The organism is Pseudomonas sp. VD-NE ins, assembly GCF_031882575.1.
GTDB lineage: Bacteria > Pseudomonadota > Gammaproteobacteria > Pseudomonadales > Pseudomonadaceae > Aquipseudomonas > Aquipseudomonas fluorescens_BZ.
In genome coordinates this window covers 378,734-400,818 of sequence record NZ_CP134772.1, presented here as the reverse complement: position 1 = coordinate 400,818, position 22,085 = coordinate 378,734, and the positions used below count along the sequence as shown (strand labels likewise).

General features: G+C 60.1%; 20 protein-coding genes and 1 pseudogene. 4 read left to right on the top strand and 17 right to left on the bottom strand.

The features are described 5' to 3' along the window. Window positions 1–266: 266 nt before the first annotated feature. From dtd to hutI, 4 genes are all read right to left on the bottom strand, one after another. The gene (gene dtd / locus RMV17_RS01715) at window positions 267–704 is read right to left on the bottom strand and encodes a D-aminoacyl-tRNA deacylase (protein ID WP_034152982.1); all 438 of its coding nucleotides are present in this window, start codon (window positions 702–704) and stop codon (window positions 267–269) included. Beyond that, entirely contained in the window at window positions 701–1,672 is a 972-nt protein-coding gene (gene pip, locus RMV17_RS01710; RefSeq protein WP_311885098.1) for a prolyl aminopeptidase, read from the bottom strand. The genes dtd and pip overlap by 4 nt, the downstream gene beginning before the upstream one ends. 216 nt (window positions 1,673–1,888) lie before the next feature. Continuing rightward, window positions 1,889–2,692 carry an N-formylglutamate deformylase gene (gene hutG / locus RMV17_RS01705; protein ID WP_311885096.1) on the bottom strand — a complete coding sequence of 268 codons (804 nt, stop codon included), beginning with the start codon at window positions 2,690–2,692 and terminating at the stop codon, window positions 1,889–1,891. Window positions 2,693–2,702: 10 nt separating this feature from the next. Next, a complete protein-coding gene (gene hutI, locus RMV17_RS01700; protein WP_311885094.1) occupies window positions 2,703–3,908 on the bottom strand; it encodes an imidazolonepropionase in 1,206 nt (401 codons plus the stop codon). A 26-nt stretch (window positions 3,909–3,934) separates the two neighbouring features. Here hutI and RMV17_RS01695 point away from each other — a divergent pair, with 26 nt between their 5' ends. After that, window positions 3,935–4,351 carry a hypothetical protein gene (locus RMV17_RS01695; RefSeq protein ID WP_311885092.1) on the top strand — a complete coding sequence of 139 codons (417 nt, stop codon included), beginning with the start codon at window positions 3,935–3,937 and terminating at the stop codon, window positions 4,349–4,351. Window positions 4,352–4,377: 26 nt separating this feature from the next. On the opposite strand, the gene hutH (RMV17_RS01690) is transcribed toward RMV17_RS01695, so the two are convergent. The 9 genes from hutH (RMV17_RS01690) to hutC form a co-directional block, all read right to left on the bottom strand. Continuing rightward, window positions 4,378–5,910, bottom strand: coding sequence for a histidine ammonia-lyase (hutH, locus tag RMV17_RS01690; protein ID WP_311885090.1), 1,533 nt, complete (start codon window positions 5,908–5,910; stop codon window positions 4,378–4,380). 115 nt (window positions 5,911–6,025) lie between these two features. Further along, a complete protein-coding gene (gene hutH, locus RMV17_RS01685; protein ID WP_311885088.1) occupies window positions 6,026–7,549 on the bottom strand; it encodes a histidine ammonia-lyase in 1,524 nt (507 codons plus the stop codon). A gap of 133 nt (window positions 7,550–7,682) precedes the next feature. Next, on the bottom strand, window positions 7,683–8,513 hold the full coding sequence (locus RMV17_RS01680) for a glycine betaine/L-proline ABC transporter ATP-binding protein (protein ID WP_034153058.1): 831 nt from the start codon (window positions 8,511–8,513) through the stop codon (window positions 7,683–7,685). Then, window positions 8,510–9,361 (bottom strand): ABC transporter permease, encoded by an 852-nt coding sequence (locus RMV17_RS01675; protein ID WP_007949591.1) that lies wholly within the window; start codon window positions 9,359–9,361, stop codon window positions 8,510–8,512. The genes RMV17_RS01680 and RMV17_RS01675 overlap by 4 nt, the downstream gene beginning before the upstream one ends. 83 nt (window positions 9,362–9,444) lie before the next feature. Then, entirely contained in the window at window positions 9,445–10,413 is a 969-nt protein-coding gene (locus RMV17_RS01670) for an ABC transporter substrate-binding protein (protein ID WP_016984618.1), read from the bottom strand. 70 nt (window positions 10,414–10,483) lie between these two features. Then, window positions 10,484–11,956 carry a cytosine permease gene (locus RMV17_RS01665; RefSeq protein WP_311885084.1) on the bottom strand — a complete coding sequence of 491 codons (1,473 nt, stop codon included), beginning with the start codon at window positions 11,954–11,956 and terminating at the stop codon, window positions 10,484–10,486. 161 nt (window positions 11,957–12,117) lie between these two features. Next, window positions 12,118–13,803, bottom strand: coding sequence for a urocanate hydratase (gene hutU, locus RMV17_RS01660; protein WP_311885082.1), 1,686 nt, complete (start codon window positions 13,801–13,803; stop codon window positions 12,118–12,120). Between the two features lie 449 nt (window positions 13,804–14,252). Continuing rightward, on the bottom strand, window positions 14,253–14,822 hold the full coding sequence (locus tag RMV17_RS01655) for a HutD family protein (protein ID WP_311885080.1): 570 nt from the start codon (window positions 14,820–14,822) through the stop codon (window positions 14,253–14,255). 9 nt (window positions 14,823–14,831) lie between these two features. Continuing rightward, on the bottom strand, window positions 14,832–15,542 hold the full coding sequence (hutC, locus tag RMV17_RS01650) for a histidine utilization repressor (protein WP_162130175.1): 711 nt from the start codon (window positions 15,540–15,542) through the stop codon (window positions 14,832–14,834). A gap of 145 nt (window positions 15,543–15,687) precedes the next feature. Here hutC and RMV17_RS01645 point away from each other — a divergent pair, with 145 nt between their 5' ends. Beyond that, window positions 15,688–17,052 (top strand): formimidoylglutamate deiminase, encoded by a 1,365-nt coding sequence (locus tag RMV17_RS01645; RefSeq protein ID WP_311885078.1) that lies wholly within the window; start codon window positions 15,688–15,690, stop codon window positions 17,050–17,052. Between the two features lie 118 nt (window positions 17,053–17,170). Here the strand turns inward: RMV17_RS01645 and RMV17_RS01640 are convergent, their stop codons facing one another. Both RMV17_RS01640 and RMV17_RS01635 read right to left on the bottom strand, forming a co-directional pair. Continuing rightward, the gene (locus RMV17_RS01640; RefSeq protein WP_034152994.1) at window positions 17,171–17,740 is read right to left on the bottom strand and encodes a lipocalin family protein; all 570 of its coding nucleotides are present in this window, start codon (window positions 17,738–17,740) and stop codon (window positions 17,171–17,173) included. Between the two features lie 30 nt (window positions 17,741–17,770). Further along, a complete protein-coding gene (locus tag RMV17_RS01635) occupies window positions 17,771–18,025 on the bottom strand; it encodes a lipoprotein (protein WP_034152995.1) in 255 nt (84 codons plus the stop codon). Window positions 18,026–18,306: 281 nt separating this feature from the next. Between RMV17_RS01635 and RMV17_RS30045 the strand changes: the two are divergent. Together RMV17_RS30045 and RMV17_RS30040 are read left to right on the top strand one after the other, a co-directional pair. After that, a pseudogene (locus RMV17_RS30045) lies at window positions 18,307–19,341 on the top strand (cache domain-containing protein); the annotation flags it as partial. A gap of 93 nt (window positions 19,342–19,434) precedes the next feature. Then, window positions 19,435–20,199 (top strand): methyl-accepting chemotaxis protein, encoded by a 765-nt coding sequence (locus tag RMV17_RS30040; protein ID WP_371850962.1) that lies wholly within the window; start codon window positions 19,435–19,437, stop codon window positions 20,197–20,199. Window positions 20,200–20,381: 182 nt separating this feature from the next. Here RMV17_RS30040 and RMV17_RS01625 read toward each other — a convergent pair whose 3' ends face one another. Together RMV17_RS01625 and RMV17_RS01620 are read right to left on the bottom strand one after the other, a co-directional pair. Beyond that, entirely contained in the window at window positions 20,382–20,984 is a 603-nt protein-coding gene (locus tag RMV17_RS01625; protein WP_311885073.1) for a DUF924 family protein, read from the bottom strand. A 3-nt stretch (window positions 20,985–20,987) separates the two neighbouring features. Beyond that, window positions 20,988–21,998: a class 1 fructose-bisphosphatase gene (locus tag RMV17_RS01620; RefSeq protein ID WP_007909265.1), complete on the bottom strand. Its 1,011-nt coding sequence runs from the start codon at window positions 21,996–21,998 to the stop codon at window positions 20,988–20,990. Window positions 21,999–22,085 lie beyond the last annotated feature (87 nt).

Sequence of the window (22,085 nt, the reverse complement as noted above, 5' to 3'; positions counted from 1 at the left end):
CTCGCCGAAAACAGATCAATAAACCAACGGCCAGCTATCTATATGCCAGGTTGGCGAGCATTGTTCCGACTCCGCTGGGGCAAAATGATTCCCCAATCGGATCCGGACAAGTCTCTACCTAGTGAAAAATGGATCAGCGAACGCTGATCCCAGTGCGCGCGATTATCTAGTAGCCCGCATGACAACGCATCAGGGGTAACAAAGTATTTATCGCGAAAACACCCTAAAAACGCTCGAAATTTCCCAAAAAGGTGTTTCAAGCGCTTTCAGGTCTGTAACAAAAAGGTAACCGGGCCATCGTTGACCAAATGCACCTGCATATCGGCGCCGAATCTACCTGATGCCACAGTGCCATGCACCTGTTTCGCACTGCTCAATAGATAGTCGAACAATTCCTCGCCCAAGGCCGGCGGCGCCGCCGTCGAAAAGCTCGGGCGCAACCCGCTTTTGGTGTCGGCAGCCAGGGTGAACTGAGAGACCAGCAGCAACCCACCGCCAACGTCGGCGAGGGACAAGTTCATCTTGCCCTCCGCGTCACTGAATACCCGATAGTTAAGCAGCTTATGCAGAAGTTTGTCGGCGCTGACACGCGTGTCGTCGGGTTCGACCGCCACCAGCACCAACAAACCGTGATCTACCGCGCCGACGACTTCACCAGCCACTTCAACTCGCGCACCGCGAACGCGCTGTAAAAGGCCCTTCATGCTTCTTCGGGCGGCAGGTCGAGCAGGCGCCGGGCCATGTTGCCCGCAGCGCGCACCAGTGCATCGGTGATGCCCGGTTCAGAAGCTGCGTGGCCGGCATCACGGATTACCTGCAGTTCGCTGTTCGGCCAGGCTTGATGCAGTTCCCAGGCGTTGTCGAGCGGGCAGATCACGTCATAGCGACCGTGAATGATCACGCCCGGCAGATGGGCGATCTTGCCCATGTCGCGAATCAGCTGGTTCGGCTCAAGGAAGGCGTTGTTGGTGAAGTAATGGCATTCGATCCGCGCGATCGACAGAGCGCGCTGCGGCTCGGAGAACCGGTCGACCACCAGCGGGTTCGGCCGCAGGGTCGCGGTGCGCCCTTCCCAGGTCGACCAGGCTTTGGCCGCGTGCATCTGCGCAATCTGGTCGTTGCCGGTCAGGCGCTTGTGGAATGCGCTGAGCAGATCGTCGCGCTCGTCCAGCGGGATTGGCGCAATGTAATCCTGCCAGTAATCAGGGAACAGACGGCTGGCACCGGCCTGATAGAACCACTCGATTTCCTGTGGACGGCAGAGAAAGATCCCGCGCAGGATCAAACCGTGCACACGCTCAGGGTGGGCTTGTGCGTAAGCCAGCGCCAGGGTCGAGCCCCAGGAACCGCCAAACAGCACCCACTTGTCGATGCCCAGGTGTTTGCGGATGCGCTCAAGGTCAGCGACCAGATCCCAAGTGGTGTTGTTCTCGAGGCTGGCATGCGGCGTGGAGCGGCCGCAACCGCGCTGGTCGAAGGTGACAATGCGATACAGGTTCGGATCGAAATAGCGACGGCTCTGCGCGTCGCAACCGGCGCCGGGGCCGCCATGAATGAACACAACCGGCAAACCCTCCGGTGAACCGCTTTCGTCGACGTATAGCGTATGGGTGTCGTCGACAGCCAGATCGTGCCGGGCGTGAGGTTTGATCTGCGGAAACAAAGTCTGCATTGCGCGCTCCGTAAGGGGTCGAGGTCATCCCTGGGGGGACTTCTATTATTCTGCCGTTGGGCATCATAAACCCGATTTACGTCAATGAGCATGCTCCGGGGCCTGATCGTTCCCACGCTCTGCGTGGGAATGCCTCTTGGGACGCTCCGCGTCCAGTGACGCGGAGCGTCACGGGCTGCATTCCCACGCGGAGCGTGGCAACGATCAAGACAGGGGTTATGCGCTGTAGCGAGACTTTGCCCAGGCCAGATAGCCTTGCAACAACTCTTTGAGGACCACCCGCGTCGGCTCGGCCAGATCGGCGCGATAGCGGAACGGTTCGAACTCTTCCATGTACGTGCACTGGCCCAGTTCCAGTTGCACCGCGTGGATGTTCTGCGCCGGGTTGCCGTAATGACGGGTGATGTGGCCGCCCTTGAAGCGACCGTTGAGCACATGGCTGTAATCACTGTGGCGTGCGCAGATCGCTTCCAGTTGCGTAGCGAGTTGCGGATCGCAACTGGCGCCGTTGAAGGTGCCGAGGTTGAAGTCCGGCAGTTTGCCGTCGAACAGGTGCGGGATGATCGAGCGGATCGAGTGCGCATCGAACAGCAGCGCGTAACCGAATTCGGCTTTCAACCGCGCCAGCTCTTCTTGAAGCGTGCGGTGATATGGCGTCCAGATCTGCTCAAGGTAAGTCGCGCGCTCTTCTTTCGACGGCTCGAGCCCGTCCCTGAACAAGGGAATGCCATCGAACAACGTCGCCGGGTACAGTCCGGTGGTCGCCCCTGCGTACAGCGGTTTGTCGTCGGACGGACGATTCAGGTCAATGACGAACCGCGAGTACTCGGCAGCCAAAGTGCTCGCACCTAACTCTTCGGCGAAGTCGTACAGCTGCGGGATGTGCCAGTCAGTGTCCGGCAGGCTTTTCGCGTCCGGGATCAACCCGGCTTCCACCGCTGGCGTCAACCGCACCCCGGCATGCGGCATGCTGATCAGCAGCGGCACGCGACCTTGTTTGAAGTTCAGAACCTTATCCACAACCGCTCTCCTACAGACTTGATTCGACGCCGTGACGCACGACGCGTTTGTCCAGATCGCCACCCAGCCAATAGGCCAGATCCGCCGGACGATCGATTTGCCAAGCAACAAAGTCCGCGACCTTGCCGACTTCCAGCGAGCCGTGGGTGTCAGCCATGCCCAACGCCTGCGCGGCATGAATGGTCGCGCCGGCCAGGGCTTCTTCCGGGGTCATGCGCAAACAGGTGCAGGCCATGTTCAGAATCAGGCGCAACGACAGCGCCGGCGAGGTGCCGGGGTTTAGGTCGCTGGCGATGGCGATTTTCACTTTGTGTTTGCGCAGGGCTTCCATCGGCGGCAGTTGGGTTTCACGCAGGAAGTAGAACGCGCCCGGCAGCAGCACGGCGACGGTGTCAGCTTCGGCCATGGCGATGGCGTCGGCCTCGTCCATGAACTCCAGGTGATCGGCGGACAACGCCTTATAACGCGCGGCGAGGCTGGAGCCGTGCAGCGACGATAATTGTTCGGCGTGCAGCTTCACCGGCAGGCCGAGTTTTTGCGCCGCAATGAACACGCGCTCGACTTGCTCTGGCGAGAACGCCAGGTATTCGCAGAAGGCATCCACGGCATCGACCAGCCCTTCGGCAGCCAGCGCGGGAAGCATTTCGCTGCAGACCAGGTCGATGTAGTCGTCGGCGCGATCTTTGTATTCCGGTGGCAACGCGTGGGCGGCCAGGCAGGTGCTGCGCACGCTGATCGGCAGCTCTTTTTCCAGGCGACGAATCACGCGGAGGATTTTGCGTTCGTTGACCAGATCGAGACCGTAACCGGACTTCATTTCAACCGTGGTCACGCCGTCGCGCATCAGGCTTTTCAGGCGTTTGGCGGCGCTGACGAACAGTTCGTCTTCAGTGGCTTCGCGCGTCGCGCGCACGGTGCTGGCGATGCCGCCGCCGGATGCCGCGATTTCCGCATAGCTGACGCCTTGCAGGCGCTTTTCGAATTCGCCACTGCGGTTGCCGCCGAACACCGTGTGGGTGTGGCAATCGATCAGGCCGGGAGTAACCCATGCGCCTTGCAGGTCATTGACCGCCGGGTACTCGCCGGAGGGCAATTGATTGCGCGGGCCGATCCACTCGATGAGCGCACCGGACGTCACGATGGCCGCATCCTCGATGATCGAGTAGACGCCTTGCGCCATGGTAGCGACATGGCAGTGTTGCCAGAGGGTTTTCACTGTTGGCCTCCGTTGGGGCTGGTTTGGTGGGCGGCCCCGAAAAGCCCCTCACCCTAGCCCTCTCCCGGAGGGAGAGGGGACTGACCGGGGTTGTTCTGTCGAGATACATCGACCTGAACGTCTTGAGCCGAACTCAGGTTCTGAAAACCTTGAAGATCGGCTCCCTGCTCTCGCCTGGAAGAAGCAGGACTGACCGTGTTGTTCTGTCGAGGTACATCGACCTGAAAATCTTGAGCCGAACTCAGGCTCTGAAAACCCTGAAGATCGGCTCCCTTCCCTCTGTCACTCCCGGGAGAAGAAGGACTGACGGGGTTGTTCTGTCGAAGTACATCGACCTGAAAATCTTGAGCCGAACTCAGGCTTTAAAAACCACGAAGATCGGCTCCCTTCCCCCTCTCCCCCCTGGGGGAGAGGGCTGGGGTGAGGGGGATCGATTTCACTAACAACAAAACTCCCCCTGAAAACACACTTACAAACTAGGCAGCAATTTCGCCGAAACCAACCCAGTCAAACACCGCGAAGCCAACAGCTCAGTCGCCGCGTTAATGTCCGGCGCAAAGAAACGATCCTTCTCATAAAACGGCACTTCCTTACGCAGAATCGCCCGCGCCTGCTCCAACTTCGCCGAAGTCTTCAGGCCGTTACGCAGATCCAGCCCCTGCACCGCCGCCAGCCATTCCACCGCAAGAATCCCGCGGGTGTTTTCGGCCATTTCCCACAAACGCTTGCCCGCAGCAGGCGCCATCGACACGTGGTCTTCCTGGTTAGCCGAAGTCGGCAGACTGTCGACAGAATGCGGATGGGACAACGCCTTGTTCTCACTGGCCAGCGCCGCTGCAGTCACCTGAGCAATCATGAACCCGGAGTTCACCCCGCCATTGGCGACGAGGAACGGCGGCAGCTGCGACATGTGCTTGTCCATCATCAGCGAGATGCGGCGCTCGCTCAGCGAGCCGATTTCAGCGATAGCCAGCGCCATGTTGTCAGCGGCCATGGCCACCGGTTCGGCATGGAAGTTACCGCCGGAAATCACATCACCTTCTGCGGCGAAGACCAGCGGGTTGTCGGAAACGGCGTTGGCTTCGACGACCAATACTTCAGCAGCCTGACGGAACTGGGTCAGGCAGGCACCCATGACTTGCGGCTGGCAACGCAGCGAGTACGGATCCTGCACTTTCTCGCAGTTCTGGTGCGAGTCGGAGACTTCACTGCGTTCACCGAGCAGATCGCGGTAAGCGGCAGCCGCGTCGATCTGACCTTTCTGGCCACGCGCGGCGTGAATGCGTGCATCAAACGGCGAACGCGAACCCAATACGGCTTCAACCGTCAGACCGCCCAGCGCCAGTGCGCCAGCGAACAAGTCTTCACCTTCAAACAGACCGCGCAAGGCAAACGCGGTAGAAACCTGAGTACCGTTGAGCAGCGCCAAACCTTCTTTAGCCGCCAAAGTCAGCGGCGTCAGGCCAGCAACTTTCAGCGCTTCAGTGGCTTCCATCCACTCACCCTTGTAACGCGCCTTGCCCTCGCCCAGCAGCACCAGCGACATGTGCGCCAATGGTGCGAGGTCACCCGAAGCGCCCACCGAACCTTTCAGCGGAATATGCGGATAAACCTCGGCGTTGATCAGCGCAATCAGCGCATCGATCACTACGCGGCGAATACCGGAGAAACCACGGCTGAGGCTGTTGACCTTGAGCACCATGATCAGCCGCACCAGCTCATCGCTGATCGGCACACCAACGCCGGCGGCGTGGGACAACACCAGTGAGCGCTGCAGGTTTTCCAGGTCTTCGCTGGCAATGCGCGTCGAGGCCAGCAGGCCGAAACCGGTGTTGATGCCGTACGCAGTGCGGTTCTCGGCGAGGATCTGCTCAACGCAGGCGACGCTGGCTTCGATCTGCGCCGAGGCGCTGTTATCGAGAGTCAACTTGACCGGGTTCTGGTAGACGTCACGCAGTTGGGCCAGGCTCAGTTGGCCGGGAATCAGGTTCAGCGCAGTCATTTTGTGCTCCTTTTGAGAGTTTGTTATTAACTCGCCAGACGCTCCGGAGATGTCCGTTGTCCGTCGCGTCTCGCCTTTTGGGGAGTCGCGCCTTGGCACGCTGGCGTGGGTATTGTCAGTGCAGATTCGGTAATACGTTGTGCAGCGAATTCGGGTTTTTCAAAACGCTCGCAGCGGCAGCGATATCCGGCGCCAGCCAGCGGTCCTGATCGTAGGCCGGAACCGTTTCGCGCAGCAGTCGCCACGCGCGGTCAGTGCCCACGCCAAAGCCTTGTTCCTTGAGGAATTCAAACGCCTGCGCCGCCAGCAGATATTCGATGGCGAGGATCTGCGTACAGTTTTCCAGCGCGCGGTGCAGCTTCAGCGCGGCGTTGGTGCCCATGCTCAAATGGTCTTCCTGCAAGCCCGAGGTGATGTAGTTGTCGAGCACCGCCGGTTGCGCCAATTGGCGGTTTTCCGCACACAGCGATGCGGCGACGTATTGGACGATCATCATCCCCGAGTTCACCCCCGGATTGGCCACCAGAAACGCCGGCAAACCGCTGACGTGCGGGTTCACCAGACGATCGAGGCGACGCTCGGCAATCGAGCCGATTTCGGCCATGGCAATCGCCAGCAGATCCGCCGCCATCGCCACCGATTGACCGTGCGGGTTGGCTTGCGACATCACCCGGAAGTTGTCCGGCGTGCCGAGCAGCAATGGGTTGTCGGTGCAGCCATTGAGTTCGGCTTCGACTTGCTTGATTGCGTGGTCGAGTTGATCACGCGCGGCACCGTGTACCTGCGGAATCGAACGGATGCTCAGCGCATCCTGAGTGCGAATGCCTTTGCTCGAGGCGATGACTTCACTGCCATCGAGCAACGCACGCAAATTGATCCCCACTTGCTGCATGCCCGGATGTGGTTTCAGCGCGATGATCTCGGCATCGAACGCGTCGATCTGACCGCGCTGGGCTTCGAAACTCATCGCGCCGATGACATCGGCCCACTGCACCAGACGCGTGGCATCGGCAATCGCCAGGCAGCTGAGGCCGGTCATGCACGGCGTGCCGTTGACCAGGCACAAACCGTCCTTCGCACCTAGCTGCACTGGTTTCAAGCCTTCTTCGGCCAATGCCTGTTGCGCCGAAGTGATCTGGCCGCGATAGCTGACATTGCCGACGCCGAGCAACGCGATGCCGATGTGCGCCATGTGGGTCAGATAACCCACCGAACCTTGCGACGGTACTTGCGGAGTGATGCCACGATTGATCAGCGCCAGCAGGCCTTCGACCACTTGGCGGTGGATGCCGGATTTGCCGTGGCTGTAGTTGTGGATCGCCGCGCAGATGATCGCGCGAGTCTGCTCGTCGGCGAGTACCGGGCCGACGCCACAGGCGTGGCTGAGCAAGGTGTTGCGCGAGAGCTGGCTGAGTTGTTCGTCCTGCAGCGAGACATTGGACAAACCGCCCAGGCCGGTGTTGACGCCATAGGCCCGTTCGCCGCTGGTGACGATGCGCTGAACGATGCCTTGGGCATTTTCGATGCGCGCCCAGGTGTCGCTGGACAGTTCCAGAGGCGCGCCGTGACGGGCGACAGCGACTACGTCCTGCCAGCGCAGAGGGGCGCCAGTGATAACGATTTTTTCAGCCTGGGACATCATTAACCTCATCCGAACATTGATGCAGCTGTGCCGCCGCCTTCGCGAGCAGGCTCGCTCCCACATTGGAATGCAGTCTCCTGTGGGAGCGAGCCTGCTCGCGAAGAGGCCCGCCCAGCCAACACAAAACTGCTTAAACCACCGCCGCCCGCCGCTGCACAAACCGGTCGACATACTCATCCGCCGGCGAATGCAGAATCTCGCGCGGCGTACCGACCTGAATCAGCCGGCCATCCTTGAGAATCGCAATGCGGTTGCCGATGCGCACCGCCTCATCAAGGTCGTGGGTAATGAAGACGATGGTCTTGTGCAACGTCTTTTGCAGCTCCAGCAACTGGTCTTGCATCTCCGCGCGGATCAGCGGATCCAGCGCACTGAACGCTTCGTCCATGAGGATGATGTCGGTGTCCGCCGCCAAAGCACGGGCCAGGCCGACACGCTGGCGCATGCCGCCGGAGAGCTGGTGCGGGTATTTGTTTTCGTAACCTTTGAGGCCCACGGTGTTGATCCAGTGCAGCGCGCGTTCCGAGCACATTTGCTTGCTCTCGCCACGCACCTTCAAGCCGTAGGCGACATTGTCGAGCACGCTCTTGTGCGGCAGCAGGCCGAAGCTCTGGAACACCATGCTGATCTTGTGCCGGCGAAATTCGCGCAGGGCGTCCATGTCGTATTGCAGGATGTCGACGCCGTCGACGAGGATCGCGCCGCTGGTCGGGTCAATCAGACGATTGAAGTGGCGCACCAGCGTCGATTTGCCCGAGCCGGACAGGCCCATGATCACGAAGATCTCGCCGGTGCCGATGCTCAGCGACAGGTCGTTGACGCCGACCACGCAACCGGTTTCGCTCAGCACCTGATCCTTGGTCTTGCCCTGGCCGACCATCGCCAGTGCATCCTTGGCGCGGTTGCCGAAAATCTTGAAGACGTTTTTGACTTCGATCTTGCTCACGGTTGCGTTGCTCATTTGCTCACCTCATGCCGTGGCCGACCGTACGCCTGAGTAATGCGGTCGATGACCACTGCGAGAATCACGATCGCCAGACCGGCCTCGAGGCCACGTCCGACGTTGAGGGTCTGAATCCCCACCAACACATCTTCACCGAGGCCACGGGCACCGATCATCGAGGCGATCACCACCATCGACAGGGCCATCATCGTGGTCTGGTTGATCCCGGCCATGATGCTTGGCAGCGCCAGCGGCAGTTGCACGCCGAACAGCTGCTGCCAGCGGTTGGCGCCGAACGCGTTGATCGCTTCCATCACTTCGCCGTCGACCTGGCGAATACCCAGATCAGTCAGGCGAATCAGCGGCGGTGCGGCGTAGATCACCGTGGCGAAAATCGCCGGGACCTTGCCCAGACCGAACAGCATCAGCACCGGGATCAGGTACACGAAACTGGGCATGGTCTGCATGATGTCGAGCAGCGGCATCAGCACCGAACGCAGGCGATTGCTGCGCGCCGAGAGGATCCCCAGCGGGATGCCGATCAGCACCGAAATGATCGTCGCGACCATCATCAGCGCCAGCGTCTGCATGAGTTTGTCCCACAAGCCAACGGCGCCGACCAGGAACAATAGACCGACGATGACCGCCGTGGTCACGACTTTGCGCGTGGCGTGCCAGGCAACCACACCGACGATCGCCAGCATTAACCACCACGGCGCAGCGCGCAGCAAGCCTTCAAGGTTGACGATGGCCCACAGCAGGGTGTCGGAGATATGGCGGAATACATCACCGTAGTTGGTGACCAGCGAATCGACCCAACCGTTGACCCAGTCGGCGATGGAAAAGGTAAAGCTTTCGGGAAACATAAGCGGCTCTCAATCAGAAATCTCAATCAAGCGTTTACGGCATATCTCCCGGCCAGCCTCACGGTTGACCGGGAGGTATCGACCTACAGCGCCGCGTCGATTTTCTTGGCTGCGTCTGCACTGACCCACGCATGCCAGACCTCAGGATGTTCCTTGAGGAAGATTTTCGCCAGTTTTGGCGACTCGATACGTTCCTTGGCCATGCGGCCCAGATTCTGGTTCAACAGATCGATCGGCAGGTTGACCTTTTCCAGCACGGCGACCAGTTCCGGGGCTTCGTCGTGGAAGGTTTTCGACAGGCCGACCTTGATGCTTACGGTCTTGTCGACACCCGGTTTTTCTTCGAGTTTGACCAGATCCACCTGGCCCATCAGCGGGGTTGGCGACCAGTAGTAGAACAGGATCGGCTCGCCACGCTTGTAGCTCGACAGCACCGCCGCATCCAGCGCCGGGCCGGTGCCCGGACGGAAGTTGGTGTAGCTGCTTTCGAGGCCGTAGCTTTTCAGCATTTCGCTGTTGTCGAGTTCGCAGGTCCAGCCGGCCGGGCAGTTGTAGAAACGGCCCTTGGACGGCTCTTCAGCGTCCTTGAACACGGCGGCGTATTTGCCCAGGTCGGCGATGTTTTTCAGGTCTGGGGCTTTCGGCTCAAGCTTGCGCTTGGCGTCGCCTTCGATCACGTAGCGCGGCACGTACCAGCCTTCCACCGCGCCGACGACCGGAGCGCCGACACCGACGACCTTGCCGGCCTTCTCGGCCTTGTTCCAGACCTCGCTGCGGCCGACCCATTCTTCGGCGAACACTTGAATATCGTTGCTGCTCAGGGCGTTTTCCATGGTGATGGAGTTGCCCGGCAGGCTGTCGGTCTTGCAGTCGTAACCTTTCTCCAGCACCACTTGCAGGACATCGGTCAGCAGCATGCCGCTTTCCCAGTTCAGACCGGCGAACTTCACCGGTTTGCCCGATTCGCACCAGCCGGCGGCTTGCGTCGCACCGGCACTGGCCAACAGGCCCATGGACAGCAATGTGGTCAGCAGGGTCTTGTTCGATTTCATTGTTGTGACGCTCCTAATCATGAATTGGCTTACGGCAGTCAAGAGGCATCCAGCCCTGTCCACGTCCAAATCAGGCCTGCGCCGCAGCGCGACCGGCCCCGCTTGTTTTAGGTTGTACAACGCTGTTCTGCTCGACCGGCAGAATCAGTTGATCGGGTACCGCGCTGTGCCATTTTTTTGCGCACACGTAGTAGACGACGGCCGGCAGCACGAGGCCGATGATCCAGGAGATATCCACATCACCGAGGGCCGCCACCAGCGGGCCGGTGTAGAACTTGGTGGAGATGAACGGCAGCTGCACCAGCACGCCGAACACGTAGACGCTGATGCCGAGCAGGTTCCAGCGACCGTAGCGACCGTTCGGATTGGCCAGTGCCGGCACGTCATAACGCTCGCGGGTGATGCAGTAGTAATCCACCAGGTTGATCGCGCTCCAAGGCGTGAAGAACGCGAGCAGGAACAGGATGAAAGACTTGAACGCACCGAGGAACGAGTGCTGGCCGAGCAGCGCAATCAAGGTCGCCGTGCCAACGATGACCAGCACGAACACCAGACGTTGCATGCGCGTTACGGTCAGGTGGCCTTTGAAACCACTGATGATGGTCGCGATGCACATGAAGCTGCCGTAGGAGTTCAGTGTCGAGATGGTCACCTTGCCGAACGCGATGCTGAAGTACAGCAGCGCGGCGGTGGCACCGGTGCCGCCCAGACCGACGATGTAGGCGACTTCATGACCGGCGAACTGGCCGTTGGCAGAAGCTGCAGCAAAGACGCCGAGGATCATCGCCACTTGCGCGCCAACCACAGAGCCGGCACCGGCGGCGAAGAAGGTTTTGACCGCCGACGTGTTGCTCGGCAGGTAACGGGAATAGTCAGCCACGTAGGGGCCGAACGCGATCTGCCAGGAGGCCGCGAGCGACACCGCGAGCAGGAAGCTGCTCCAGCTGAAATGACGAATTTGCAGGAGTGCGCCGACGTCGGTCTGGCTCATCAGGCGCCAGAACAGGAAGACGAAAGCGATCACGCCAATGACGCTGGCAACACGGCCGATCCAGTGGATCACCCGATAACCGAGCACCGTCACCAGCACGATGACGCTGGCAAAAATCAGGATGCCGACGCTGTCGCTGACGCCAAACAACTGGCCCAGCGCCTGGCCGGAAAGCACGGTGCCGGTTGCGGTGAAACCCAGGTACATCAGGCACACCAGCACGATCGGGATCGCTGCGCCATACACGCCAAACTGCACACGGCTGGAGATCATCTGCGGCAGACCGAGTTTCGGCCCTTGCGCCGCGTGCAGCGCCATCACCCCGCCGCCGAGCAATTGACCGATCAACAGACCGATCAGCGACCAGAACACATCACCGCCCAGCACCACGGCCAACGCCCCGGTGACAATCGCGGTGATTTGCAGGTTGGCCCCCATCCACAGGGTGAACTGGCTAAACAGACGACCGTGTCTTTCCGCTTCCGGGATGTAGTCGATCGAACGCCTTTCGATCAACGGTTTGTTGCCTGCACGATCGGTGTTGACAGCCATGATTCAACCTCTGTGGATTGTTTAAATTGTTCACTGAGCCGGTAGGGCTGCTTTTCTGTGGGAGCGAGCTTGCTCGCGAATTGGCCAGCACATTCAACATCTTTGCTGGCTGACAGATTGCTTTCGCGAGCAAGCTCGCTCCCACATAAAGCCAAAACGTGTTACTTGCCGCCGGTAATCATCGGCAGGTTCAGGCCCTGTTCCTTGGCGCAGTCGATGGCGATCTGGTAACCGGCATCGGCGTGACGCATGACACCGGTGGCCGGGTCGTTGTGCAGTACGCGCGCAATACGCTCGGCCGCTTCGTCAGTGCCGTCGCAGACAATCACCATGCCCGAGTGCTGCGAGAAGCCCATGCCGACGCCGCCGCCGTGGTGCAGGGAAACCCAGGTCGCGCCGCTCGCGGTGTTGAGCAAAGCGTTGAGCAGTGGCCAGTCGGACACGGCGTCGGAGCCGTCCTGCATCGATTCGGTTTCGCGGTTAGGGCTGGCGACCGAGCCGGAGTCGAGGTGGTCGCGACCGATCACGATAGGTGCGGACAATTCGCCGCTGCGGACCATCTCGTTGAAGGCCAGACCGAGCTTGGCGCGCAGGCCCAGACCGACCCAGCAGATACGTGCCGGCAGACCCTGGAAGCTGATGCGCTCGCGGGCCATGTCCAGCCAGTTGTGCAGGTGCGCGTCGTCCGGGATCAGCTCTTTGACCTTGGCGTCGGTTTTGTAGATGTCTTGCGGATCGCCCGACAGCGCCGCCCAACGGAACGGGCCGATGCCACGGCAGAACAGCGGACGGATGTAGGCCGGTACGAAGCCCGGGAAATCGAACGCGTTTTCGACGCCTTCTTCCTGCGCCATCTGACGGATGTTGTTGCCGTAGTCGAAGGTCGGAATGCCTTGCTTCTGGAATTCCAGCATGGCTTTGACGTGCACGGCCATCGACTGCTTGGCGGCTTTGATCACAGCGGCCGGTTCGGTCTTGGCGCGGGCGCGGTATTCGTCCCAGGTCCAGCCGGCCGGCAGGTAACCGTTGAGCGGGTCGTGGGCGCTGGTCTGGTCGGTGACCATGTCCGGGCGCACGCCGCGCTTGACCAGTTCCGGCAGAATTTCTGCCGCGTTACCGAGCAGGGCGATGGAGATCGCTTTGCCTTCCTTGGTGTATTTGTCGATGCGCGCCAGGGCGTCGTCGAGGTCTTTGGCTTGCTCGTCGACGTAACGGCTTTTCAGACGGAAATCGATACTGACTTGCTGGCATTCGATGTTCAGCGAGCAAGCGCCGGCCAGGGTTGCTGCCAGCGGTTGTGCGCCGCCCATGCCACCGAGGCCGGCGGTCAACACCCACTTGCCGGTGAGGTTGTCGTTGTAGTGCTGGCGACCGGCTTCGACAAAGGTTTCGTAGGTGCCTTGCACGATGCCCTGGCTGCCGATGTAGATCCAGCTGCCGGCGGTCATCTGGCCGTACATGGCCAGGCCTTTGGCGTCGAGTTCGTTGAAGTGCTCCCAGCTCGCCCAGTGTGGGACGAGGTTGGAGTTGGCGATCAGTACGCGCGGGGCATTGCTGTGGGTCTTGAACACGCCGACCGGCTTGCCGGATTGCACCAGCAGGGTCTCGTCGTCATTCAGGTTGGTCAGGCTTTCGACGATCTTGTCGTAGCACTCCCAGTTACGCGCGGCGCGACCGATACCACCGTAAACCACCAGCTCTTTCGGGTTCTCGGCGACTTCCGGGTCGAGGTTGTTCATCAGCATGCGCAGCGGCGCTTCGGTCAGCCAGCTCTTGGCGGTCAGCTTGTTGCCGCGCGATGCACGGATTTCGACGTTACGAACCTTAGTAGGCTTATTGTCAGTCACGAAAAAGACTCCTCAGCGATCAATTCAAACCAACCCTGGCAGTGGGCAAGCAGCCTGTGCGCTTCGATGCGCGACAAGCGAATCAGTGGACGCTGCGGAGAGCCTCGAGCGACTCATACGCATACGTCTTTACTTGTACATACAAGCATATGCAATCAAGCGGCCAACTTGTTGGAGGGGCGTTCAAGAAAAATCGCGGGCACGGCTGGAGAGCGCCTGAATCGAGGGTTCTGGCGTGGATGAAATTTTTTGCGGGAGTATTTTGGGGAGTTGGGGGATTGTTACGAGAGCGTGATTTTGCGCCACGCTGGGGCGTTCGGTAACAAGTTGGTGCGTGGGTTGGGAACACCCCAAAAGCAAAAGATCGCAGCCTTCGGCAGCTCCTACATTGGGATTCATGTAGTCCCTGTAGGAGCTGCCGAAGGCTGCGATCTTTTAAGATTTTTGAATCAGCGCGCAGTCAGCTCGATCACGCAGCATGCGGCATTGGTGGAGACTTCGGCCAGCCCACTGTTACCGTCCAGCTGCAGACAATCATGTCGCCCCAACTGCGATGTGCTGTCGCCAACCGCCACTTCCAGCAGCTCACTGACACTGAACACCAATACCGTCCCCGCCGAGCTGAAGAACCGCTGCTCACCGTCCAGCCACTGCAAACGCGCGCTGTAACGCTGTGGCGCGTAAATCAGATTGAAGTCACGAATCGCGCCACCGAGCAGTGTGCACGACACCTGGCTTTCGCCGCTGAAGGCAAACGGGTCGAGCGGTAGCAATGGTCGCGTATCGTCGCCGTCGACGCACAGGGTCATACCGTCACCCTGCAACACCGTAATCACTCGCTGGTAACCGGCGAAGGTCGAGAAGCCGCCCGACTCGGCGATGTCGGCAATCGACAGGCGCCAGCCGAAACCGTCCAGACCGGCGCCCGCATCACGGGTGATTTCTTCAGTGCTGCCACCGCCGTTTTTCCACGGCATGCGCGGGTAGCCTTCAGCGCGTAAAACCTTCACCGGACTCATTTATGCTCTCTATTTATGGAACCGCCCTTCCAGACGATGACGGGAACCTGGGTGAATCAAACGTGCAGCCGTCACCGGCTGACGCCCCGACCACGTGCGGCGACGAATCAACAGGCACGGCTCGCCTTTTTCAATCTGCAGCAACTTGCATTCGGACGACTCGGCAAGAATCGCTTCGACCACATGCTCGCCTTCGGTCAGCGGCGCCACCTGGTTCAAATAGGCGTAAGGCGTTTGCAGGGTGAAGTCCTGCTTGAGGTATTCCGGGGCGACCAGCGCGTTGACGAAACGGTCTTCGATTTGCACCGGGATATCGTTTTCGTAATGCACGATCAGCGAGTGAAATACTTTCTGCCCTTCACGCATGTCCAGCGCCAGCGCGCGTTCGGAACCGGCGGCCTCTTCTTCGAGGGTGATGACCTGGCAGGTGTGGCGATGACCACGGGAAGCAATTTCGTCGGCGATGTTATGCACTTCGAACAGCGCAGACTGGCTCTTCGGTTCGGCGACGAACGTGCCGACGCCTTGCATGCGCACCAACAAGCCGTCAGCAGTCATCTCGCGCAGGGCGCGGTTGATGGTCATGCGGCTGAAGCCGAGTTGATTGACCAGCTCGCTTTCGGACGGCACGCGGTAGTGCGGCGGCCAGTTTCCGCTGTCGATCTGCTGGGTGATCATCTGTTTGACGCGGGCGTACAAGGGCGCCGGACTGTCGCCCATGTTCGCGGCCAACGGGGAGACTGGAGGCGGAGTCGGCACGGTTGATCCCTGTTCATTGGTGAAAGTGGCTAGCTTGCCGGAGTTTACCGGGCAGGCAAACGTCTGTATATGTATATACAAATAACACACGATGGGGTGCTGAACCATGTCCGCCTTCTTTGCCGAACGCGCGCTGCTGCCTAACGGATGGGCCAACAATGTACGTCTTGAGGTCAGCGCCGAGGGCGTGCTGACCCAAATCCAGGCCGATTCCACCGCAGATGGCGCCGAACGGCTGAGTGGTCCTCTGCTGCCGGGCATGCCGAATCTGCACTCCCACGCGTTCCAGCGGGCGATGGCGGGACTGGCCGAAGTGGCCGGCAACCCCAATGACAGTTTCTGGACGTGGCGCGATCTGATGTACCGGCTCGTCGGAAAAATCAGCCCCGATCAACTCGGCGTGATTGCCCGTCAGCTGTACATCGAAATGCTCAAGGCCGGTTACACCTCGGTCGCCGAATTTCACTACGTGCACCACGACAGCAACGGCCAGCCTTATGCCGATCCGGCTGAGCTGGCGTTGCGCATCAGTCAGGCCGCAAGCGAAAGCGGCATCGGTCTGACCTTGCTGCCGGTGCTCTACAGCCACTCCGGTTTTGGCGGCCAGACACCGAATGACGGCCAGCGTCGCTTTATCAACAGCACCGAAAATTACCTGAACCTGCAATCGCGTTTGCAGCCGTTACTGGCGCAGCAAAAGGCGCAGTCGCTGGGCCTGTGCTTTCACTCGTTGCGCGCAGTCACGCCGCAGCAGATCAGCGAAGTATTGGCGGCCAGCGACAAGCAATGCCCTGTGCATATTCACATCGCCGAACAGCAGAAGGAAGTCGACGACTGCCTGAGCTGGAGCGGTCGGCGGCCGCTGCAATGGCTGTACGAAAATACCCAAGTCGATCAGCGCTGGTGCCTGGTGCACGCCACTCACGCCAACCCGGAAGAAGTCACGCTGATGGCCAAGAGTCGCGCCATTGCCGGCCTGTGCCTGACCACTGAAGCGAATCTGGGCGACGGGATTTTCCCGGCGGTGGATTTCCTCGCTCAGGGCGGGCGCATGGGCATCGGTTCCGACAGCCATGTGTCGCTCAGTGTGGTGGAAGAGTTGCGTTGGCTGGAATACGGCCAGCGTCTGCGCGATCAGCGGCGTAACCGTTTGTACGGTGCGGATCAGCCGATGGTTGGGCGCACGTTGTATGACGCGGCGCTGGATGGCGGTGCGCAGGCGTTGGGGCAGCCGATCGGGGCGCTGGAAGTGGGCAAGCGTGCGGACTGGATTGTGCTCGATGGCAATGATCCGTATCTGGCGACGGCCAGTGGCGACGGAATTTTGAATCGCTGGCTGTTTGCCGGCGGCGATCGTCAGGTGCGCGATGTATTGGTCAATGGCCAGTGGGTTGTACGTGATGGCCGGCATGCTGGCGAAGAAGACAGTGCGCGTGCCTTCACCCAGGTCCTGCGCGATCTTTTAGGCTGATACAAACGAAATGTGGGAGCGAGCCTGCTCGCGAAAGCGGTGTATCAGTAACATTTTCGTTAACTGACACGCCCCCTTCGCGAGCAGGCTCGCTCCCACATTTGATTTGTGGCGATGCTTAATTTGAGGTCTTGGCCATCTGCCGATCCGACGCGCGCCAGATCAAGCGCGTGGTGTCATAGCCTTGCTGACGCGCCTTGCTCAGCAGTTCTTCACGCACCACACCATTAACGGTCGGCGTGCGCGACAACAACCACATGTACTTGCGGCTCGGGTCACCGACGATGGCGGTCTTGTAGTCATCGCTGACGTACAGCACCCAGTATTCACCTTTCGCCACACCCGGAATCAGGCGTGAGAACCAGGTATCGAATTCGACCCAGAGCTTGTCGGTCTTGCCCGACACCTGTGGATAAGCCGTGCCCTTGACCTCTTCCCACTGCCATTGCGGGGTCAGGCAGCGATTGAGCACCGCGACATTGCCGTCAGGCTTGAGGGTGTAATGGGCTTCGGACTGCGCACAATTGCGCTGGAAGTACATCGGCAAGCGTGCCAGCTCGTACCACGTGCCCTGATAGCGCTTGAGATTGACGCTGTTGACGGTTTTCGGCGCCAACGGGTCGACGCCGGAAGTGGCGCAGCCGGCCAGTACCAGGCCGGCAAAAAGGATCAGCAATAACCGCTTCATTTTTCTTCTCCGTGGGCGCGAAGCCCCGGTTTACTTCAGGCCTTGGCCGGAAAACATCAGCACTTTGTCACCGGCGTACTGCACGCTGATAAAGCTGTTCTTGTCGCCCCAGGTGCAACTGGACATGCCGAGCGCGCCCGAGCAATCGGTGGGCTTGCCGAGCAGAGTCTCGACTTCAGCCTTGGCCATACCGGCCGAGAGCTTCGAATAGTTTTCCTGATTGACCTTGCTGCATGCGGCCAACAGCACGCAAAACGACAGCAGGGCGAGAGATCGCAGCGACATGGTGTAACTCCTGGAACGAGGGGGGATGGCATGGTGCCAACCAGAAGCTTAGAAGAGAAAACCCTCATCTGGTTCCGTGGTGGAATGGCTATTTATTAGCCCGCCCGTCTGGCATTTGCCGGTAAATCAGACACTTTGTAGGGCTATTGAGCATTTCGTCGCCTTTCACAAAAGACGCCTAATCTTTGGCGCGCCGCGGTCGAAATAAGAGCAGCGCAAAGCCCCCGAGTGTGGCAAATTGCCGCCCTTTCTTGACCAGCCCCTTCGCGGTAGTTCATTCGATGACCAGAAACATGAAATTCAGCCACAAGATCTTGCTGGCTGCCGCCCTCGTGGTGGCCGTTGCGTTCGCCTGTTTCATTTTCTTCAACGACTATCGACAGCGCGAAGCCCTGAGCACGAGCACCGAAGCGTCGATGCAGGAGCTGGGCAGCCTGACCACCAGCAACATCCAGACGTGGCTGGAAAGCCGCATTCAGTTGCTGCAATCGATGTCCCAGCAAGTGGCCGTCGACGGCAACGCCCCGGCCAGCTTGAAACGCATCATCGACCTGCCCGCCTACACCGGCAATTTCCAGCTCAGTTACTTCGGTGGCGCTGACGGCGTGATGTTCTCCGTACCGGCCGGCAACCGCGCACCGGATTACGATCCACGCGCCCGTGGCTGGTACAAAGCGGCAAACAGCGCGCAGCAGACTATCGTCACCGAACCGTACATTGCCGCCTCCTCGGGCAAACTGGTGATCACCGTCGCCACCCCGGTACAACGTCAGGGCCAGATGCTCGGCGTTGCCGGTGCCGACATCGACCTGACCAGCGTCAGCGCGATCATCAACTCGCTGAATTTCGGCGGCCACGGCCACGCGTTCATCGTCAGCACCGAGGGCAAGATCCTGATTCACCCGGACAGCAAACTGGTACTCAAGACCCTCGCCGAGGCCTATCCGAACGGCGCACCTAAGGTCAGCCCGGGCCTGAAAGAAGTCGAGTTCGCCGGCAAGACCCAACTGATCTCCTTCACCCACATCAACGGCGTGCCGTCGGCCGACTGGTACGTGGCGCTGGTGCTGGATAAGGACACCGCGTTCTCGATGCTCAGCGAATTCCGCACATCGGCGCTGATCGCCATGGTTATTGCCGTGGTGATCATCATCGCCCTGCTCGGCATGCTGATCCGTGTGCTGATGCAACCGCTGCTGACCATGGGCCGCGCGATGCATGACATTGCCGAAGGTGAAGGCGACCTGACCAAACGTCTGGTGATTCACGGCAACGACGAATTCGGCGCGCTGGGCACCTCGTTCAACCGTTTCGTCGAGCGCATCCACACCTCGATCCGCGAAGTGTCCTCGGCCACCGGCCAAGTCAACGAAGTCGCCCTGCGCGTGGTCGCAGCGTCGAACTCGTCGATGTACAACTCCGACCAGCAAGCCACCCGCACCAACAGCGTGGCCGCGGCGATCAACCAACTCGGCGCCGCCGCCCAGGAAATTGCCCAGAACGCTGCGCTCGCCTCGCAGCACTCCAGTGATGCGCGCAGCCTCGCGGTCGACGGTCAGCAGGTTGTCGATAAAACCATCCAGGCCATGCAGCAGTTGTCGGCGAAGATCAGCGATTCGTGCGGCAACATCGAAACCCTGAACAGCAACACGGTGAACATCGGCCAGATTCTCGAAGTGATCACCAGCATTTCCCAGCAGACCAACCTGCTCGCACTCAACGCCGCGATTGAAGCTGCGCGTGCCGGTGAAGCCGGTCGTGGTTTCGCGGTGGTCGCGGACGAAGTGCGCAACTTGGCGCACCGCACTCAGGATTCGGCGCAGCAAGTGCAGAAGATGATCGAAGAGCTGCAGGTCGGCGCACGTCAGGCAGTCAGCATCATGACCGAGAGCCAGCGCGAGAGCGAAAGCAGCGTCGGCATCGCCAATCAGGCAGGCGAACGCCTGGGCAGCGTGACCCAGCGTATCGGCGAGATCGACGGGATGAACCAGTCGGTGGCCACCGCGACTGAAGAGCAGACCGCTGTGGTTGAATCGATCAACGTGGATATCAACGAGATCAACACGCTGAACCAGGAAGGTGTGGAGAACTTGCAGGCGACGTTGCGGGCGTGCTCGGATCTGGAGCAGCAGGCGGCGCGTCTCAAACAGTTGGTCGGTAGCTTTCGCATTTAAAGATCAAGGGCTTTACCCCCTCACCCCAGCCCTCTCCCCCAAGGGGGCGAGGGGGAAAGGGAGCCGATCGGGGGGTGTTCCAGAACTGAGTTCGACTCGATATTTCAGGTCGGCGTACCTCGCCCAATCACCTCGGTCAGTCCCCTCTCCCTCAGGGAGAGGGCTAGGGTGAGGGTAAGCTCTTAAAATCTAGAGCCAGGCTCGGAAAGAAACACCAACTCCTCAGCCGTAGACTCCCGCCCCAACACCGCATTGCGATGCGGAAACCGGCCAAACCGTGCAATCACCTTTTGATGCCGCTCGGCATAATCCAGATTGTCGGCAAACACCGACCGCTCCCCTTCCGGCTGTTCAGCCACCAACTCAATAAATCTGGAAACCGCTTCGTTCTGCACCGCAAGATTCTCGCAGTGCTCAAACACCAGATAAATGAATACACGCTGGATCGGTTTCAACTGCCGATCAAAATCCGCCGCAATGCCTTGGGCGACGAGTTTCTGCGCGCGCAGATCACCGGAGAACGCTTTGGGGGTGTCGCGAAAGATCATTCGCGGCAGTTGATCGAGCAGTAGCACTACCGCCAGCCAACCTTCGGGACGTTGCGTCCACTCGATCAATCCGCCAGCGAGGGCCTGATCGACAAAGACCCCGAAACGCTCACGCGCTTCGAGGTCTTGGCTGTCTCGCTTGCCGAACCACAACTTGCCCTTGTCAGCCGCAATCTCGTCGGGGGATTCGGCTTGTCCGAACCACCAATCGAGCAACGGCTGCCAGGGCGCGGTCATGATTTACTCCTTGTGGTAGGCCGTAGCGCGGGCGACTTCTTCTTTCGAGCCGAGGAACACTGCTACGCGCTGGTGCAGGCCTTCCGGCTGGATGTCGAGAATGCGCTGGTGACCGTCGGTGGACGCGCCGCCCGCTTGTTCCACGAGGAACGACATCGGGTTGGCTTCGTACATCAGACGCAGTTTGCCTGGCTTGGATGGCTCACGGCTGTCGCGCGGGTACATGAACAGACCGCCACGGGTCAGAATGCGGTGTACGTCGGCAACCATCGCGGCGACCCAACGCATGTTGTAGTTCTTTTTCAGCGGACCTTCTTCACCGGCCAGCAGCTCGCCCACATAGCGTTGTACCGGGGCTTCCCAGTGACGCTGGTTGGACATGTTGATGGCGAATTCCTGGGTCGATTCAGGAATGGTGATGTCTTCGTGGGTCAGCACGAAGCTGCCCATTTCACGGTCGAGGGTGAAGCCTTTGACGCCGTCGCCCAGGGTCAGTACCAGCATGGTCTGCGGGCCGTAGATTGCGTAACCGGCGGCAACTTGCTGAGTGCCTGGCTGCAGGAACGCTTTCTCGTTCAGCGGCTCGTTCTGGCTCAGGTATTCGTTCGGGCAACGCAGTACCGAGAAGATAGTGCCGACCGGGGCGTTGATGTCGATGTTCGACGAGCCGTCCAGTGGGTCAAATACCAGCAGGTACGCGCCTTTCGGGTATTTGCCCGGGATCTGGTAGGCGTTGTCCATTTCTTCGGACGCCATGCCGGCCAGGTGACCGCCCCACTCGTTGGCTTCGAGCAGGATCTCGTTGGAGATCACGTCGAGCTTCTTCTGCACTTCGCCTTGAACGTTTTCAGTGCCCATGCTGCCCAGAACACCACCCAGGGCGCCTTTGGACACGGCGTGGCTGATTTCTTTGCAAGCACGCGCCACCACTTCGATCAGGAAACGCAGATCAGCAGGAGTGTTATTGCTGCGGGTCTGCTCAATCAAATAGCGACTCAGGGTAACGCGGGACATGGACGGCTCCGGTGGAATGGGGGGCTAAAAACCCGCGCAGTTTACAGGGAGTCTGAAAACGTAGCGAGCGAAGACGCCCGGTAACGT

Excerpts from the sequence above, each read along its gene's own strand:
- RMV17_RS01620 (WP_007909265.1), bottom strand. The coding sequence starts at position 21,998 with ATGTCCCGCGTTACCCTGAGTCGCTATTTGATTGAGCAGACCCGCAGC.
- hutC (WP_162130175.1), bottom strand. The coding sequence starts at position 15,542 with ATGGGCGACAGTCCGGCGCCCTTGTACGCCCGCGTCAAACAGATGATC.
- RMV17_RS01645 (WP_311885078.1), top strand. The coding sequence starts at position 15,688 with ATGTCCGCCTTCTTTGCCGAACGCGCGCTGCTGCCTAACGGATGGGCC.
- pip (WP_311885098.1), bottom strand. The coding sequence starts at position 1,672 with ATGCAGACTTTGTTTCCGCAGATCAAACCTCACGCCCGGCACGATCTG.
- dtd (WP_034152982.1), bottom strand. The coding sequence starts at position 704 with ATGAAGGGCCTTTTACAGCGCGTTCGCGGTGCGCGAGTTGAAGTGGCT.
- hutH (WP_311885090.1), bottom strand. The coding sequence starts at position 5,910 with ATGACTGCGCTGAACCTGATTCCCGGCCAACTGAGCCTGGCCCAACTG.
- RMV17_RS01675 (WP_007949591.1), bottom strand. The coding sequence starts at position 9,361 with ATGTTTCCCGAAAGCTTTACCTTTTCCATCGCCGACTGGGTCAACGGT.
- RMV17_RS01680 (WP_034153058.1), bottom strand. The coding sequence starts at position 8,513 with ATGAGCAACGCAACCGTGAGCAAGATCGAAGTCAAAAACGTCTTCAAG.
- RMV17_RS01665 (WP_311885084.1), bottom strand. The coding sequence starts at position 11,956 with ATGGCTGTCAACACCGATCGTGCAGGCAACAAACCGTTGATCGAAAGG.
- RMV17_RS01635 (WP_034152995.1), bottom strand. The coding sequence starts at position 18,025 with ATGTCGCTGCGATCTCTCGCCCTGCTGTCGTTTTGCGTGCTGTTGGCC.
- hutH (WP_311885088.1), bottom strand. The coding sequence starts at position 7,549 with ATGTCCCAGGCTGAAAAAATCGTTATCACTGGCGCCCCTCTGCGCTGG.
- RMV17_RS30040 (WP_371850962.1), top strand. The coding sequence starts at position 19,435 with ATGTACAACTCCGACCAGCAAGCCACCCGCACCAACAGCGTGGCCGCG.
- RMV17_RS01670 (WP_016984618.1), bottom strand. The coding sequence starts at position 10,413 with ATGAAATCGAACAAGACCCTGCTGACCACATTGCTGTCCATGGGCCTG.
- RMV17_RS01640 (WP_034152994.1), bottom strand. The coding sequence starts at position 17,740 with ATGAAGCGGTTATTGCTGATCCTTTTTGCCGGCCTGGTACTGGCCGGC.
- RMV17_RS01655 (WP_311885080.1), bottom strand. The coding sequence starts at position 14,822 with ATGAGTCCGGTGAAGGTTTTACGCGCTGAAGGCTACCCGCGCATGCCG.
- RMV17_RS01625 (WP_311885073.1), bottom strand. The coding sequence starts at position 20,984 with ATGACCGCGCCCTGGCAGCCGTTGCTCGATTGGTGGTTCGGACAAGCC.